Source organism: Bradyrhizobium sp. AS23.2 (assembly GCF_001908185.1).
Lineage (GTDB): Bacteria > Pseudomonadota > Alphaproteobacteria > Rhizobiales > Xanthobacteraceae > Bradyrhizobium.
This window is the reverse complement of sequence record NZ_LGHM01000110.1, coordinates 49260-62556: the sequence shown is the minus strand read 5'-3', so window position 1 is coordinate 62556 and position 13297 is coordinate 49260. Positions and strand designations below refer to the sequence as shown.

General features: G+C 63.9%; 13 protein-coding genes and 1 tRNA gene. 6 read left to right on the top strand and 8 right to left on the bottom strand.

The features are described from left to right. Window positions 1-91: 91 nt before the first annotated feature. Both AC630_RS23220 and AC630_RS23215 read right to left on the bottom strand, forming a co-directional pair. On the bottom strand, window positions 92-706 hold the full coding sequence (locus AC630_RS23220) for a ribonuclease D (protein WP_074120762.1): 615 nt from the start codon (window positions 704-706) through the stop codon (window positions 92-94). A 229-nt stretch (window positions 707-935) separates the two neighbouring features. Further along, window positions 936-2147 carry a UbiA family prenyltransferase gene (locus tag AC630_RS23215; protein WP_245330489.1) on the bottom strand — a complete coding sequence of 404 codons (1212 nt, stop codon included), beginning with the start codon at window positions 2145-2147 and terminating at the stop codon, window positions 936-938. Window positions 2148-2455: 308 nt separating this feature from the next. Between AC630_RS23215 and AC630_RS23210 the strand changes: the two genes are divergently transcribed. Next, window positions 2456-3724, top strand: a complete 1269-nt coding sequence (locus AC630_RS23210; RefSeq protein WP_074120761.1) for an MFS transporter — start codon at window positions 2456-2458, stop codon at window positions 3722-3724. An 80-nt stretch (window positions 3725-3804) separates the two neighbouring features. On the opposite strand, the gene AC630_RS23205 is transcribed toward AC630_RS23210, so the two are convergent. Continuing rightward, window positions 3805-4530 carry a helix-turn-helix transcriptional regulator gene (locus AC630_RS23205; protein WP_074120760.1) on the bottom strand — a complete coding sequence of 242 codons (726 nt, stop codon included), beginning with the start codon at window positions 4528-4530 and terminating at the stop codon, window positions 3805-3807. Window positions 4531-4658: 128 nt separating this feature from the next. Here AC630_RS23205 and AC630_RS23200 point away from each other — a divergent pair, with 128 nt between their 5' ends. Beyond that, entirely contained in the window at window positions 4659-5081 is a 423-nt protein-coding gene (locus AC630_RS23200) for a nuclear transport factor 2 family protein (RefSeq protein ID WP_074120759.1), read from the top strand. Between the two features lie 177 nt (window positions 5082-5258). Here the strand turns inward: AC630_RS23200 and AC630_RS23195 are convergent. After that, window positions 5259-5345 (bottom strand) — tRNA-Leu (locus AC630_RS23195). 151 nt (window positions 5346-5496) lie between these two features. On the opposite strand from AC630_RS23195, the gene AC630_RS23190 reads away from it, so the two are divergent. Then, entirely contained in the window at window positions 5497-6462 is a 966-nt protein-coding gene (locus AC630_RS23190; protein WP_074120758.1) for a complex I NDUFA9 subunit family protein, read from the top strand. Between the two features lie 184 nt (window positions 6463-6646). Here AC630_RS23190 and AC630_RS23185 read toward each other — a convergent pair whose 3' ends face one another. The 3 genes from AC630_RS23185 to AC630_RS23175 all read right to left on the bottom strand — a co-directional run bounded on the left by AC630_RS23185 (window position 6647) and on the right by AC630_RS23175 (window position 9629). Further along, window positions 6647-7387 (bottom strand): SDR family oxidoreductase, encoded by a 741-nt coding sequence (locus AC630_RS23185; RefSeq protein WP_074120757.1) that lies wholly within the window; start codon window positions 7385-7387, stop codon window positions 6647-6649. Between the two features lie 3 nt (window positions 7388-7390). Continuing rightward, a complete protein-coding gene (locus AC630_RS23180) occupies window positions 7391-8722 on the bottom strand; it encodes an FAD-binding oxidoreductase (RefSeq protein WP_074120756.1) in 1332 nt (443 codons plus the stop codon). Between the two features lie 100 nt (window positions 8723-8822). Continuing rightward, complete coding sequence (locus AC630_RS23175; RefSeq protein WP_074120755.1) at window positions 8823-9629, bottom strand: undecaprenyl-diphosphate phosphatase; 807 nt, start codon at window positions 9627-9629, stop codon at window positions 8823-8825. A gap of 171 nt (window positions 9630-9800) precedes the next feature. Here AC630_RS23175 and AC630_RS23170 point away from each other — a divergent pair, with 171 nt between their 5' ends. The 3 genes from AC630_RS23170 (at window position 9801) to AC630_RS23160 (ending at window position 12630) form a co-directional block, all read left to right on the top strand. Next, a complete protein-coding gene (locus AC630_RS23170) occupies window positions 9801-10493 on the top strand; it encodes a glutathione S-transferase family protein (protein ID WP_074120754.1) in 693 nt (230 codons plus the stop codon). Beyond that, window positions 10442-11617 carry a tRNA epoxyqueuosine(34) reductase QueG gene (gene queG, locus AC630_RS23165; protein WP_074120753.1) on the top strand — a complete coding sequence of 392 codons (1176 nt, stop codon included), beginning with the start codon at window positions 10442-10444 and terminating at the stop codon, window positions 11615-11617. The genes AC630_RS23170 and queG overlap by 52 nt, the downstream gene beginning before the upstream one ends. Before the next feature lie 212 nt (window positions 11618-11829). Further along, the gene (locus AC630_RS23160) at window positions 11830-12630 is read left to right on the top strand and encodes an acyl-CoA thioesterase domain-containing protein (RefSeq protein ID WP_074120752.1); all 801 of its coding nucleotides are present in this window, start codon (window positions 11830-11832) and stop codon (window positions 12628-12630) included. Window positions 12631-12750: 120 nt separating this feature from the next. Here AC630_RS23160 and AC630_RS23155 read toward each other — a convergent pair whose 3' ends face one another. After that, window positions 12751-13218 (bottom strand): nuclear transport factor 2 family protein, encoded by a 468-nt coding sequence (locus tag AC630_RS23155; protein ID WP_074120751.1) that lies wholly within the window; start codon window positions 13216-13218, stop codon window positions 12751-12753. Window positions 13219-13297 lie beyond the last annotated feature (79 nt).

The following is a 13297-nucleotide window of genomic DNA, read 5'->3' as shown; positions in this document are numbered from 1 at the left end:
GAGGCGGTGTAGGTTATTGTTTGAGCATGATCTTTTCGGAAAACCGCTGCACACTTTGCGCTAACGCGGCCCTTCGGGTCCGGATCATGCTCTAGGAATGCGCGAAAATGTCCTCCTCCCCCCAGCCCTGGAGATCGAGCAGGGCGCGGGTCGGCAGGAAGTCGAAACAGGCCTGCGCCAGGGCGGTCCGGCCTTCCCGAACCAACATGGCGTCAAGCCGCTCCCTAAGGGCATGCAGATGCAGCACATCGGAGGCAGCGTAGGCAAGCTGCGGCTCGGTCAGGCTGTCGGAACCCCAGTCGCTCGACTGCTGCTGCTTGGAGAGGTCGATATTGAGCACCTCGCGCACGAGGTCCTTGAGGCCATGGCGGTCGGTATAGGTGCGCGTCAGGCGCGAGGCGATCTTGGTGCAGTAGATCGGCCCGGTCATCACGCCGAAGGTCTGGTACAGCACCGCGATGTCGAACCGCGCAAAGTGGAAGATCTTTGTGATCGCAGGATTGGCGAGCAGGGCTTTCAGGTTGGGCGCGTCGGTGTGACCCTTGGGGATCTGCACCACGTCGGCGCTGCCGTCGCCGGGCGAGAGCTGCACCACGCAGAGCCGGTCGCGGTGCGGGTTCAACCCCATGGTCTCGGTATCAATCGCCACCGCTCCGGTATAGCGGGACAGGTCGGGCAGGTCGCCGCGATGCAGGCGTACGGTCATGGCGTTTCAAAACCTCGATCGGATTGGTCTGTCGGCACAATAGGCTAATTCGGATTGCCCGCGATGTAGCCACTTGAGGCAGGCCGCGCAAGCGCGGGATGCCCTCAAAAGCCCGGTCAGATCGCCGCCAGCATAATGCAGATCATCGCCGCGACCGTGATGCGGCTGGGGCCGTCGCGGAAGGCGTAGATGATGGGATCGTCGGGCATCTCGCGGCGATGCGCCATCATCAGGCGCGGCCGAACCAGTAGAGCAGCAGCGGGTTCAGGAGCCACAGCATCCAGGATCGGCTGTAGAGCGGCGTCACCGCGGACGAGGACACATAGAGCGAGAACACGGTCACCGCGTTCATTGCGCTCGCGGCCGCCATCGCGGCGATCACGTGCAGGTCGGTGATCCTGTAGTCGCGGTTGGAGGGATCGGCGAGACCTGCGCTCTCGCGCATGCTGAGCTCGCTGAAGCGCTTGATCAGCGCCAGCGAGGTGAACACGAACAGCGAGAAGATCAAAAGCCATTCCGACAGCACCACGCCGACGCCGACCGCACCGGCGATGATGCGCAACGTATAAAGGCCGGCGAGCGTGACGACGTCGACCAGCATCTTGCGCTTGAGCACGAGCGAATAGGCGATCGTGGTGGCGAGATAGGCACCGAGCACGCCGAGGAAGACGGGCGAGATGCAGAGGCTGGCCGCGACCGCGAACAGCCACAACGCAGGGATCGCGAGCAGCGCCGACGAGATCGGCAGATCGCCGGCGGCGAGGGCGCGATGGCGCTTGGTCGGATGCTGCCTGTCTGCGGCGAGATCAAGCAGGTCGTTCACCAGATAGGCGCCCGATGCGCAGGCCGAGAAAGCCAGGAACGCCAGCAGCGCGGAGCCGAGCGTCGCAAGATTCATCTGATGCGCCGTGATCGCCGGCACGAACACCAGCGTGTTCTTGGCGTATTGATAGACGCGCAGCGCCTTCGCCCAGATTTTCAGACTAGCGCTGCGGCTGCCGCGATCCTCGATGCGCTCGATGGCGGCACGATCGAACGGCAGCGTGTCGCCTGCGGCGAGATCGGCGGGCGTAACGACGCCGTCAAAACCGAGATGCGCGGCAATGCCGGCCGCATGATGGGCGAAGCGGCTAGCTACCAGATAGATCTTCTCGCCTCGCGCCCGTGCAGCGAGCGCCCGGTTCAGCACGTCGGAATCATAGGGCAGATGGGCGTAGTCGATCTCGGCCCGCGCCAAAATATCCGTGAGCGCCGCCATTCCCGGGCGTCCACCGGCGCCGAAGCGAGCAAGCATGAGCCCGGGCCGACTGAACAGCGCTTCCATCAGCAGCTCCGAACGCAACAGCGCGCCTTCGAGATCGATGACGAGCGTCCGGGCAGCCGCCACCGCTACCGACGGCTCGGGCACGCCAGAACCATACTGCCAGGCAGGCTGCTCCATCCGAAAACGCTCTACTGACCGCAACATGACCGGCCCTCGGCCGGGGAGCAGGGAAAATGGACGGTCGGAACCCTAAGGGAGCATTCGCTAAGGGCGGCTTAATTGGACTGGAGGATAGGCGGACGACCTCCGCGGGATGCCCGGGTCCAATCGGTGCGCCGGGCTGTTGCATGGATCCCACAACCCGGCGCGAGCTTCACATCCCAGCGGAACTTGCGCCATGCGCTCCATGGAAATCGTCCCTGCACCACCCCATCTGTCGTCAGCTTCTCACGCTTCCCTTCCCCGCTCGCCGTGAACCAGGTGCCATGACCGAACAGACGCTCGCAGCGCCCATCGACGATCAGGATCGTCAGCGCGGCTTTTCGCGCTACCAGTCGCTCCTCATCGCGCTGCTCGCGTTCACCCAGTTCACGATCATTCTCGATTTCATCATCATGTCGCCGCTCGGCGCCATCCTGATGCCCTCGCTCAACATCACGGCCGGACAGTTCGGCGTCGCGGTTTCGGCCTACGCATTCAGCGCGGGGATTTCGGGCATCCTGGCCGCCGGCTTTGCCGATCGCTTCGATCGCAAGCGCCTGCTGTTGTTCTTCTATGTCGGCTTCACGCTCGGAACCATGCTCTGCGCCGCGGCGCAGAGTTACCATGTGCTGCTGCTCGGCAGGATCGTGACCGGATTGTTCGGCGGCGTGATCGGCTCGATCGTGCTCGCGATCGTCACCGACCTGTTCCCGTTGCATCAGCGCGGCCGCGTGATGGGATTCATCCAGACCGCGTTCGCCGCGAGCCAGGTGCTCGGTATTCCGGCCGGGCTTTTTCTCGCCAATCACTGGAGCTGGCATTTCTGCTTCGCTGCGATCGTCGGTGTGTCGATCGTGGCGATCGCCGTCATCGCCCTGGCAATGGAGCCGGTCGACGCGCATCTGCGACTGAAGCAGGACAAGAACCCTTTCCACCACCTGATCGCGACCCTCGGACAGCCGCGCTATACGCTGGCCTTTGCGGTCACGACGTTGCTGGCGACGGGCGGGTTCATGCTGATGCCCTTCTCCAGCGCCTTCACCGTGCATAATCTCGGCATCGACATCCTGCACCTGCCGACGATCTATCTCGTCTCCGGCCTGTTCAGTATCGTCACGGGACCGCTGGTCGGCAGGGCGAGCGACGCATTCGGCAAATACCCGACCTTTGTCTTCGGCAGCGTGGTGTCGGTGATCATGGTGCTGATCTACACCCATCTCGGCCACGTCTCGCTCGCGACCGCGATCCTCGTCAACGTCCTGATGTTCGTCGGCATCTTTTCGCGCATGATCCCGTCGCAGGCCCTGATGTCGGCGATCCCCGATCCCAGCCAGCGCGGCTCGTTCAGCGCGGTGAGCGCGTCACTTCAGCAACTCTCCGGCGGGCTCGGCTCGGTGCTCGCCGGCGCGATCATCGCGCAGGAACCGGATGGCTCGCTGCTTCATTTCGACCGGATCGGCTACGTCGTCGTCGCGTCGGCAATCGTCTCGCTGGTCGCGATGTATTTTGTGCAGAGGTCGGTCGCGAATCGAGCCGGCAAGAGGGTCGTCTGAGGGCGGGCGGGATTTTCGACCGCCTATGAGTCTTTGTGCACCAGTCCTGTGTCCAGTTGCAGCGTGATGCAGACGGCAATTCAGACAGCGACTGCCCGACGTAGCGAGCGCGTGGCCGCCCGTTTCTTCTCGGTATCCTGCTTCAAGAAGTCCTGTGCTGTCTTGCCCGGTTCGGCATCGAACCTCGCTTCTAGCGCAGAGAAGGCAGACATCCGGTCCATGCGGAACACGCGAAACCCATTGCGCAGCTCGCACCAGGCAGCGAGGAGCCAAACCGGTCCGTAGAACGCCATGATCAGAGGCCGCACCACACGCTCGGACGTTCGACCATCAAGGTCCAAATAGGAGAACCGGACCTTGCGCTGATCTCGGACTGCGTGACGCAAGGCTGCTTGGTCAATCGTGATGGGTTCACGGGTGTGATCGTCAGGTGCCCACACGCGGACAAGGTCGAGCTGTCGGCGAATTGTTTCCGGCAAGACAGCGGCAACCTTGTCCATCGCAGCAGCAGCTGCTGCGGCAAGTTCAGAGTCAGCCCAAGACTGGACGATACGGGCCCCCAGTAGCAGCGCCTCAATCTCGTTCTCGTTGAACATCAGGGGCGGCAAGTCGAAGCCCGGCCGGAGGATGTACCCAATCCCGGCCGCGCCATCGATTGGCACGCCCCTCGCGACCATGTCGCTGATGTCTCGATAGATGGTGCGCTCTGAGACCTCCAGGCGGGCGGCAAGATCCACTGCTCGCGTTGCCCTCTTTTTCCGGCGCAGTATCTGAATGATTGCGAAGAGACGGTCAGCGCGGCGCATCACGAGCCTCGGAGTACAGCATAAGTCCTAGCTGTACTCCTGCCAGTCTCCTGACACCATGCTGTCAGGAGCGGTTTCGTAGAAGCAGGCGACTAGATTCGCCGAGCCGCAAGGAGCCAAGTTCATCAATGGCAAATGAGACCGATACACGCGACCTGTTCGACCGATGGGAACAGGTTTGGCATGAGCAGCAGTACGACCTCGTGTCGAGCTGCGTCTGCCCTCACTACATTCGCCATGGAGAGAACGGCGACCGAACGGTGACACGCGAGGCTTACGCTGCGGAGCTGGCAGCCATCCACAAGGACAGACCCGGTATCAGGGTCGCAGTCTTCGATCACTCCTTCAGCAGCGACCGAGTTTGGTTTCGCTTCTGTTTCAGATGGACCGATCCGAAGACCGGCGAACCATGCAGCCGCGCAGGCATGCAGTCGTACCGAATTGAGGAGGGCAGGCTAGCGGAGACTTGGATATCAATGCAGCCGCCAGGATCGACCTGGAGCGACGCTGTGGAGCTGGAGCGTTGGACTAGCCCACGACCAACCCGCTGACGTGAACCCGCGCCGCTGGCTCCCCGCCCGCTCGGCATCCGCGACGCAGGGTAGCGTCCGATGTCGATGCTGATCGCGTCAGCCACGCCACAACAGCTGGTGTCCTCGACTGCTTGAAGCGGTCGAGAACCCTTCATTGTCAAGAACTTAAGCGAAATCAAAGGCATCGCGGAGCGATGGTGCCCAGGAAAGGACTCGAACCTTCACGGCCGTTAAGCCACTGGCACCTGAAGCCAGCGCGTCTACCAATTCCACCACCTGGGCATGCCGTTTGGGGCACGGAGGCGGTTACTACGGTTCGGTGACGCCGTTGTCAAATGATGCTTAAAGCCTGCTTGGGGATGCGGATTGCGCAACGCAAACCGGCCCGATACAAGCCTGACAAGACGCACTCTTCCCGCAGGAATGGACCCCCATGGCATCGAATCTGGAAACTCTCGTCACGGTTTTCGGCGGATCGGGGTTTTTGGGCCGGAATGTCGTCCGCGCGCTGTGCAAGCGCGATTACCGGGTCCGGGTTGCGGTGCGGCGGCCGGAACTCGCCGGATACCTCCAGCCCTCCGGCAGGGTCGGGCAGGTCCACACCGTGCAGGCCAATTTGCGCTATCCGGCCTCGGTCGAGGCGGCGGTGCGTGATTCGCATGTCGCCATCAATCTGGTCGGCATCCTCGCCGAGAGCGGCGCACAAACCTTTGACGCCGTCCAGGCCAAGGGCGCCGAGACCGTCGCCAAGGCGGCGGCGGCCGCCGGCGCCAGGCTGGTGCACGTTTCGGCGATCGGCGCCGACGCCGAATCGCCCTCGCGCTATGCCAAGGCCAAGGCGGCCGGCGAGGCCGCGGTGACAGCCGCGGTGCCCTCTGCGACGATCTTCCGCCCCTCCGTGGTCTTCGGGCCCGAAGATCAGTTCACCAACCGTTTTGGCGCGCTGGCGCGCATGTCGCCGGTGCTGCCGCTGATCGGCGGCGAGACCAGGATGCAGCCGGTCTATGTCGGCGACGTCGCCACCGCGATCGCGGATGCCGTCGACGGCAAGGCCAAGGCCGGCGCCACGTACGAGCTCGGCGGGCCGGAAGTGCTGACCATGCGCGAGATCATCGAGGCCATCCTTAAAATCACCGACCGCGAGCGGATGCTGATCCCGCTGCCGTTCGGGCTGGCCCGCTTCCAGGCCGCGTTCCTGCAATTCGCGCCGGGTGCGTTCAAGCTGACGCCGGACCAGGTCACGCTGCTCGAGCGCGACAATGTCGTGTCGGATACGGCCAAGGCCGCAGGCCTGACGCTGGAAGGCCTCGGCATATCAGGCGATTCGCTGGAAGCGATCGCCCCGCAATATCTCTGGCGCTTCCGCGCCGCCGGGCAGTTCCAGCATAACGGCGCGTAAGGTCTTCCTTCACCTCGCCCCGCTTGCGGGGAGAGGTCGGATCGCCCTTGCGATCCGGGTGAGGGGGTACAGGTCCCTCGACCATGTCACGTGTGGAGAGAGGCCCCTCACCCCAACCCTCTCCCCGTAAGAACGGGGCGAGGGAGTGCACCGCCGCCGTGGCCGCAGCGCAGACCCTCAAGCGTCAGAACTTCAGCTTCTTGAAGATCGCCTCCGGCAGCGTCTTGATGATGAGCATCACGAGGCGCCATTTGCCGCTGACATAGACGACGTCGGTCTTCTTCTCGACGGCCTGAAGGATCGCGTCGCCCACGACTGGCGCTTCGACAGTGAGCGGCCCGATCAGCTTCATGCCTTCTGTCATCCTGGTGCGGACGAAGCCGGGCTTCACCGTGACGACATGCAAGCCGCCGCGGCTGGCGCGGGCGCGTAGGCCCGACAGGAACGCCGAGAACCCGGCCTTGGCCGAACCGTAGACATAGTTCGAGGCGCGGCCGCGATCGCCCGCGACCGACGACACGCCGACGATCGTACCGTTGCCGCGCGCCAAGAACTTTTCCGCGAACAGGCCGAGGATCAGCGATGGGCCTTCGTAGTTCGAGCGCATGATCGTCGTGGCGTGCGCGAGATCTTCTTGCGCGCTCTCCTGCGTGCCCAATAATCCGACGATCGAGATGACCACGTCAGGCAACGCCGGAAGAGCGTCGACAAACCCGTCGAACGAGGCGGTGTCGAGCACGTCGAACTTATGGATGCCAACTTCGACGTTGTAACGCGCGCGCAGATCGGCGGCGTCGGGCTCCAGCACGGCGACGTCGCGCCCTGCGAGGGCGACATCGTACCCTGCCTTCGCAAAGGCGCGCGCGGTGGCACGGCCGATATCGGAGGAGCCACCCAGCACCAAGACTGTCTTGCGTGACGTCACGGCTTAAACCTCATCAATCAGACGCTGTGATAGTTTCGAGCGGATATTTCCGGCGGGATCGAGCGACTTGCGGATCGCGTTGAAGCGCGACAAGGCCGGATAGCCGGCCTCGAACGTCGCGCGCGACTGGCGCGCATCCTTGGCGAGATAGAGCCGGCCGCCGGCGGCGACGACGAGGCGATCGATCTCGTCGAGGAAATTCAGGACGTCACCCTTCATCGGGAAATCCAGCGCCAGGGTGTAGCCGGGCAGCGGGAACGACAGGATGCCGTCGCCCTGGCCGAGTTTCTTCAGCACCGCGAGAAAGGAGGCATCGCCGCGCCGTGCGACGCGGTCCAGGATATCGCCGAGCACGTCGCGCGCACCCTGCTCCGGGATCACGCATTGATGCTGGAGGAAGCCGCGCCGGCCATAGATGCGGTTCCAGTCGGCGATGCTGTCGAGCGGGAAGAAATAGGGATAGAGCGAAACCACATGATTGCCGCCGGCGCGCCTTGCGCCCATGCGGTAGTAGAGTTCGTTGAAGGCGCGGATGCTGTAGCGGTTCAGCGTCATCGACGGCAGGTCGACGGGCACGGCGAGCCCGGGATTCCTGCCGGCCGGAAATGCACCGGCGCCACCGGCAAGCTCGTCTGCGCGTGCGTGCTCACCGAGATAGATCAGCGAGCGGCCGAGATCGCGCCCTCGCGACGCGCAATCGATCCATGCCACCGAATAGGTCGCGGAATCACCGGCATCGAGCGCGCGCATCGCTGCATCGAGATCGGACGCGGAGATCACCCGCTCGCGGATCCAGCCGGTCTCGACCGGCCGCAACCGCATCGTCGCTTCGAGGATGACACCGGTGAGGCCCATGCCGCCGACGGTCGCGAAGAAGGCATCCGAATTCTGCTCGCGCGAGGCCTCGATGACTTCGCCCTGCCCGGTACGCAGCAGGATGCTGTCGACATAGCGGCCGAAGCCGCCCTCGCAATGATGGTTCTTGCCGTGCACGTCCGCGGCGATGGCGCCGCCGATCGAGACAAACCGCGTGCCCGGCACGACGAAGGGGAGGAAGCCGCGGGGTCCAAAAGTGTCGATCAGGTCCGATAGCAGCAGACCGGCCTCGAGGCGGATGCGCCCGGTCGCCGGATCGAACGACCTGACCCGGTCGAAGCCCGTCATCGCGACGGTCCTGGCTGCACCGATGGCCGCATCGCCATAGGCCCGGCCATTGCCGCGCGCAACTGCGCCGGCCAGACCGGCGACGGCCTCACCAACCGCCGCGAACGATCGCGGCCGCCGGAGATCGGTATCGACGACCGGAAAGCGTCCCCAGCCACTGACGAGGGTCATGGTTCAGCTCCTGTGCAGGGCGCGTACCGCCCTGCCCTGGAAACTGCCTACCGATCAAAAGCTTATATTACGTTGAGGCGTATCGGCGAGTTTTCAGAGGTTAATGACCGAGCGCCAGCGCGATCAGGCCGAGCGTGCCGACGATGACGCGCCACCAGGCGAATACCACGAAGCCGTGGCGGGTGACGTAGTCCAGGAACGTCTTCACCACGATGATCGCGGTGATGAAGGACACCACGAAGCCGATTGCGACGATGCCCATGTGGTCCATCGTCATCTCTGAGCGGTTCTTGTAGAAGTCGTAGGCGAACGCGCCGATCATGGTGGGGATGGCGAGAAAGAACGAGAACTCCGCCGCCGCACGCTTGTCGGCCCCCAGAAGCATCGCAGCGACGATGCTGGCACCGGAGCGAGACACGCCCGGGATCATCGCCACGCACTGCGCAATACCGATATAGAGGTACATCAACAGCGGAAACTTGGTGGCGTCGTGCTCTCGCGGCTTGAGATCGAGCTTGTCGACCCAGAGCAGGATGGCGCCGCCGACGATCAGCGTGAAGCAGACGACCCACGGATTGAACAGCACGCTCTTGATGTATTTGCCGGCAACGAGACCGACAACGACAGCGGGCAGGAACGCCACCAGCACGCCGATCACGAAGCGGCGCGAATAGCTGTCGCCCGTGAAGAAGCCGATCGCGACATCCCACAGCTTCCTGAAGTACAGCCCGACGATCGCGAGGATCGCGCCGAGCTGGATCAGAACGGTAAACGAATCCCAGAAAGCGCCCTCGCCGAGGTGAAAGAAGCGCTCCGCAAGCAGCAGGTGGCCGGTCGAGGAAACGGGAAGGAACTCGGTCACACCCTCGATGATGCCGAGGATTACTGCCCGTATTATATCTGACATATTTACGGTCCATTTCCGCTGGAAAAGCGGGGCTCTTCTCGCCTATTCGTCCCCATGCCGCAATCGCAAAATGCGCGAAATCACGCCCTTGCCTCGCGGTTTTGAAGGACTAGTGTCGCGCCACACAAACATTGATGGATTCTTAAGCACCATCAAATAGTCAAAGGTTTCATGTTTACGCTGTTCCATCATCCGTTCTGCCCGCATTCGCGCTTCATCCGCCTGATCGCGGGAGAATACGGGCTCGAACTTCGGCTGGTCGAAGAGCGCAGCTGGGAGCGGCGCGAAGCATTTCTGCTGCTCAATGCGGCAGGCACCACGCCGGTCCTGGTGGACGACGAGCAGCCGCCTATTCCGGGCGCGGCGATCATCGCCGAATATGTCGACGAGGCCTATGGCGCCGGGATGGGACCCAAGCGCCTGATGCCGGAGACGATCGGCGAGCGCGTCGAAGTGCGCCGGCTGATGGCCTGGTTCAACGAAAAGTTTTTCGAGGAGGTCTCCCATCCTCTCGTCACCGAGCGCATTTACAAGCGCTTCATGAGCGAGGAGAACGGCGGCGGTCCGCCTTCGGCCGACGTAATGCGCGCCGCCAAGGCCAACGTGCGCTATCATCTGGCCTATATCGGCTGGCTGGCGCAGACGCGAAACTTCCTCGCCGGCGACCGGCTCACTTACGCGGATCTCGCCGCCGCGGCGCATCTTTCGGCGATCGACTATCTGGGCGACGTGCCATGGAGCGAGGACGACGCAGCAAAGGCGTGGTACGCGCGGGTGAAATCCCGCCCGTCGTTCCGTCCGCTGCTCAGCGAATGGCTGGCGGGCGTGCCGGCGTCGCGGACCTACGTGGACCTCGACTTCTGAACTCCGATCCGACTGAATTGAAGGCGGCGCTGGCGCACGAAGCACGCGCGCTCGGCTTCGACTGCATCGGCATCACGGAACCCGGCACGATCGAAAATGCCGGAAAGCATTTTCTCGAGTTCATCGCTTCGGGCGGCCATGGCGACATGGACTGGCTCGCAGCACAGCCGGAGCGCCGCGTCGATCCGCGCGGGCTGTGGCAGGACGTGCGCTCGGTGATCATGCTCGGCGTCAACTACGGCCCCGACCAGGATCCGCTCGCGATCCTCGAGCAGCGCACGCACGCGGCGATCTCGGTCTATGCGCAGGGCGACGATTATCACGACCTGATCAAGAAGCGACTGAAGGCGCTGGCGCGCTGGCTGGTCGCGACCGCGCCGTCCGAAGTCAAAGTGTTCGTCGATACCGCGGCGGTGATGGAGAAACCGCTGGCGCAGGCCGCGCATCTCGGCTGGCAGGGCAAGCACACCAATCTCGTCTCGCGCGAATTCGGCTCCTGGCTGTTTCTCGGCGCGATCTACACCACGCTGGAGCTGCCGCGTGACGGCGCGGAGGTCGACCATTGCGGCTCGTGCCAGGCGTGCCTCGACATCTGCCCGACCGCGGCCTTTCCCGCGCCCTACAAGCTCGATGCGCGGCGCTGCATCTCGTACCTCACCATCGAGAACAAGGGACCGATCCCGCGCGAGTTTCGCAAGAGCATCGGCAACCGCATCTATGGCTGCGACGACTGCCTCGCCGCCTGCCCGTGGAACAAGTTCGCACAGGAAGGCCGCGAAGCAAAACTCGCCGCGCGTGACGAATTGCGCGCGCCTGGTCTCGCTGAACTCGTAAGGCTTGATGACGCGGCGTTCCGCGCGCTGTTCACGAAGTCGCCGGTCAAGCGCATCGGCCGCGACCGCTTCCTGCGCAACGTGCTGATCGCGATCGGCAACTCCGGCGATGCGGCGCTGGCGGAGCAGGCGCGGCGATTGCTGGACGACGCAAGCCCGCTGGTGCGCGGGGCCGCGGTGTGGGCGCTGGGGCAATTGATGCCGCGGGAAGATTTTGAGGCGATGAAGGCTGGCGCGTTGGGCAGAGAGTCCGACGAGAGCGTGCGCGAGGAGTGGCAAGCCCCCTCCTAATTCTCGGTGTCATGCCCCGCGAAGGCGGGGCATCCAGTACGCCGCAGCTTCTCGACCCAATCACTGCTGTCTCGGCGTACTGGATCGCCCGATCAAGTCGGGCGATGACAGCCGAGTGTGAGGACGCGCACTCCGTACCTGACCCTCACGCCTCCTCACCATGAGGATTGGGCATCTTGATTTCCCCGCAGCTTCCTTCAAGGTCGCGCGCCATGACAAACATGCCTTTCTTCACCCGCGACGGCGATACATTCCACCCGACGGAAGTCGCCAACGGTCCGTGGGATCCGAAATCGCTGCACGGACGCGTCATTGTCGGCCTGCTCGGCTTCGCCATCGAGGAGCGCCACTCCGGTCCTGAATTCGTGCCGGCGCGGCTCACCGTCGACATGTTCCGGCTGCCGACCATCGACAAGCCGATCGAGGTGACGACGCGGCTGGTCCGCGACGGCCTGCGCATCCGTGTGGTCGAGGCGGAATTCTTCTCGGCCGGCGTCAGCATGGCGCGCGCCTCGTGCCAGCTGCTTCGGCGAACGCAGAATCCGGAAGGTAACGTGTGGTCGCCGCCGAACTGGGATGCGCCGAAGCCGGCCGACATTCCCAAGCCGACCGATCCGCGGCTCGGCATGAACGGCAAATGGGCGACACGACCGATCGTCGGCCATATGGGCTCGCTCGGTCCGCGGCGGCTCTGGATGAGCGAGGTGCGCGAGCTCGTTGCGGGCGTGCGGATGACGCCATTCGTCCATGTCGCGACCGGCGCCGATTTTGCGAGCCCCTTTGCCAATGCCGGCGACAAGGGTCTCGGCTACATCAACAGCGACGTGACGATCTATCTGCACCGCTTGCCGGTGACGAACTGGATCGGCTTCGAGGTGATGAATCACCAGGCCACCGACGGCGTCGCGATCGGCGAGTGCTGGCTCTATGACGAACAGGGCCCGATCGGCACCGCGACGGTCGCGGCGCTGGCGCAACGCAAGCCGATGGCGAAGCCACCGCCGCCGCCGTAGTTTCTCACTACCGTCATTCCGGGGCGCGCCACTTGGCGCGAGCCCGGAATCCATTCAACGACAAACCTTGAGGGCTGATGGATTCCAGGTTCGCGCTTTGCGCGCCCCGGAATGACAGCATCACGCCAGATGCCGCTTCATCTCCGGCCGCGCCTTCAGCTCGGCGCCCTGCTTGCCGACGATCTTCGCGATCCGCTCCGGCGCAAACTTCAGATCGACGAACGCCGGCGCCGTGTTGGCGACTTCGTGATAGCCGGCGATCTTGCCGTCGCGCAGCGTCATGATCGCGACGCCCTCGAACATCGCCCGCGCGCCGCCCGCTTCCGGCAAGGTCGAGCGGTAGCTGAAAGTGTAGCGCGCATAGAGCGTGGTGCCGTTGGTTACAGGATCATGCATGTCCCAGCGGAAATCGGTCGCCGTGCGGTAGAACCAGTCATCGACCATCTCGGCGATTTTGGTGCGGCCTTCGAATGCGCCGTAGAAGACGTCGTGATAGACGCCGTCCTCGGTGAACAGTTCGGCAAAAGCCTTGCCGTTGCGCTGCTCGACCGCGTCGCAGAAGGCGCGCAGCATGGCGGTGGTGGTCATTGGCGTTTCTCCTCGCTCTTTTCTGTCATGCCCCGGCTTGACCGGGGCATCCAGTACGCCGCGGCTTCTCGGTTAAAGC

Excerpts from the sequence above, each read along its gene's own strand:
- AC630_RS23220 (WP_074120762.1), bottom strand. The coding sequence starts at position 706 with ATGACCGTACGCCTGCATCGCGGCGACCTGCCCGACCTGTCCCGCTAT.
- AC630_RS23215 (WP_245330489.1), bottom strand. The coding sequence starts at position 2,147 with ATGGAGCAGCCTGCCTGGCAGTATGGTTCTGGCGTGCCCGAGCCGTCG.
- AC630_RS23210 (WP_074120761.1), top strand. The coding sequence starts at position 2,456 with ATGACCGAACAGACGCTCGCAGCGCCCATCGACGATCAGGATCGTCAG.
- AC630_RS23205 (WP_074120760.1), bottom strand. The coding sequence starts at position 4,530 with ATGCGCCGCGCTGACCGTCTCTTCGCAATCATTCAGATACTGCGCCGG.
- AC630_RS23200 (WP_074120759.1), top strand. The coding sequence starts at position 4,659 with ATGGCAAATGAGACCGATACACGCGACCTGTTCGACCGATGGGAACAG.
- AC630_RS23190 (WP_074120758.1), top strand. The coding sequence starts at position 5,497 with ATGGCATCGAATCTGGAAACTCTCGTCACGGTTTTCGGCGGATCGGGG.
- AC630_RS23180 (WP_074120756.1), bottom strand. The coding sequence starts at position 8,722 with ATGACCCTCGTCAGTGGCTGGGGACGCTTTCCGGTCGTCGATACCGAT.
- AC630_RS23175 (WP_074120755.1), bottom strand. The coding sequence starts at position 9,629 with ATGTCAGATATAATACGGGCAGTAATCCTCGGCATCATCGAGGGTGTG.
- AC630_RS23170 (WP_074120754.1), top strand. The coding sequence starts at position 9,801 with ATGTTTACGCTGTTCCATCATCCGTTCTGCCCGCATTCGCGCTTCATC.
- queG (WP_074120753.1), top strand. The coding sequence starts at position 10,442 with ATGGCTGGCGGGCGTGCCGGCGTCGCGGACCTACGTGGACCTCGACTT.
- AC630_RS23160 (WP_074120752.1), top strand. The coding sequence starts at position 11,830 with ATGACAAACATGCCTTTCTTCACCCGCGACGGCGATACATTCCACCCG.
- AC630_RS23155 (WP_074120751.1), bottom strand. The coding sequence starts at position 13,218 with ATGACCACCACCGCCATGCTGCGCGCCTTCTGCGACGCGGTCGAGCAG.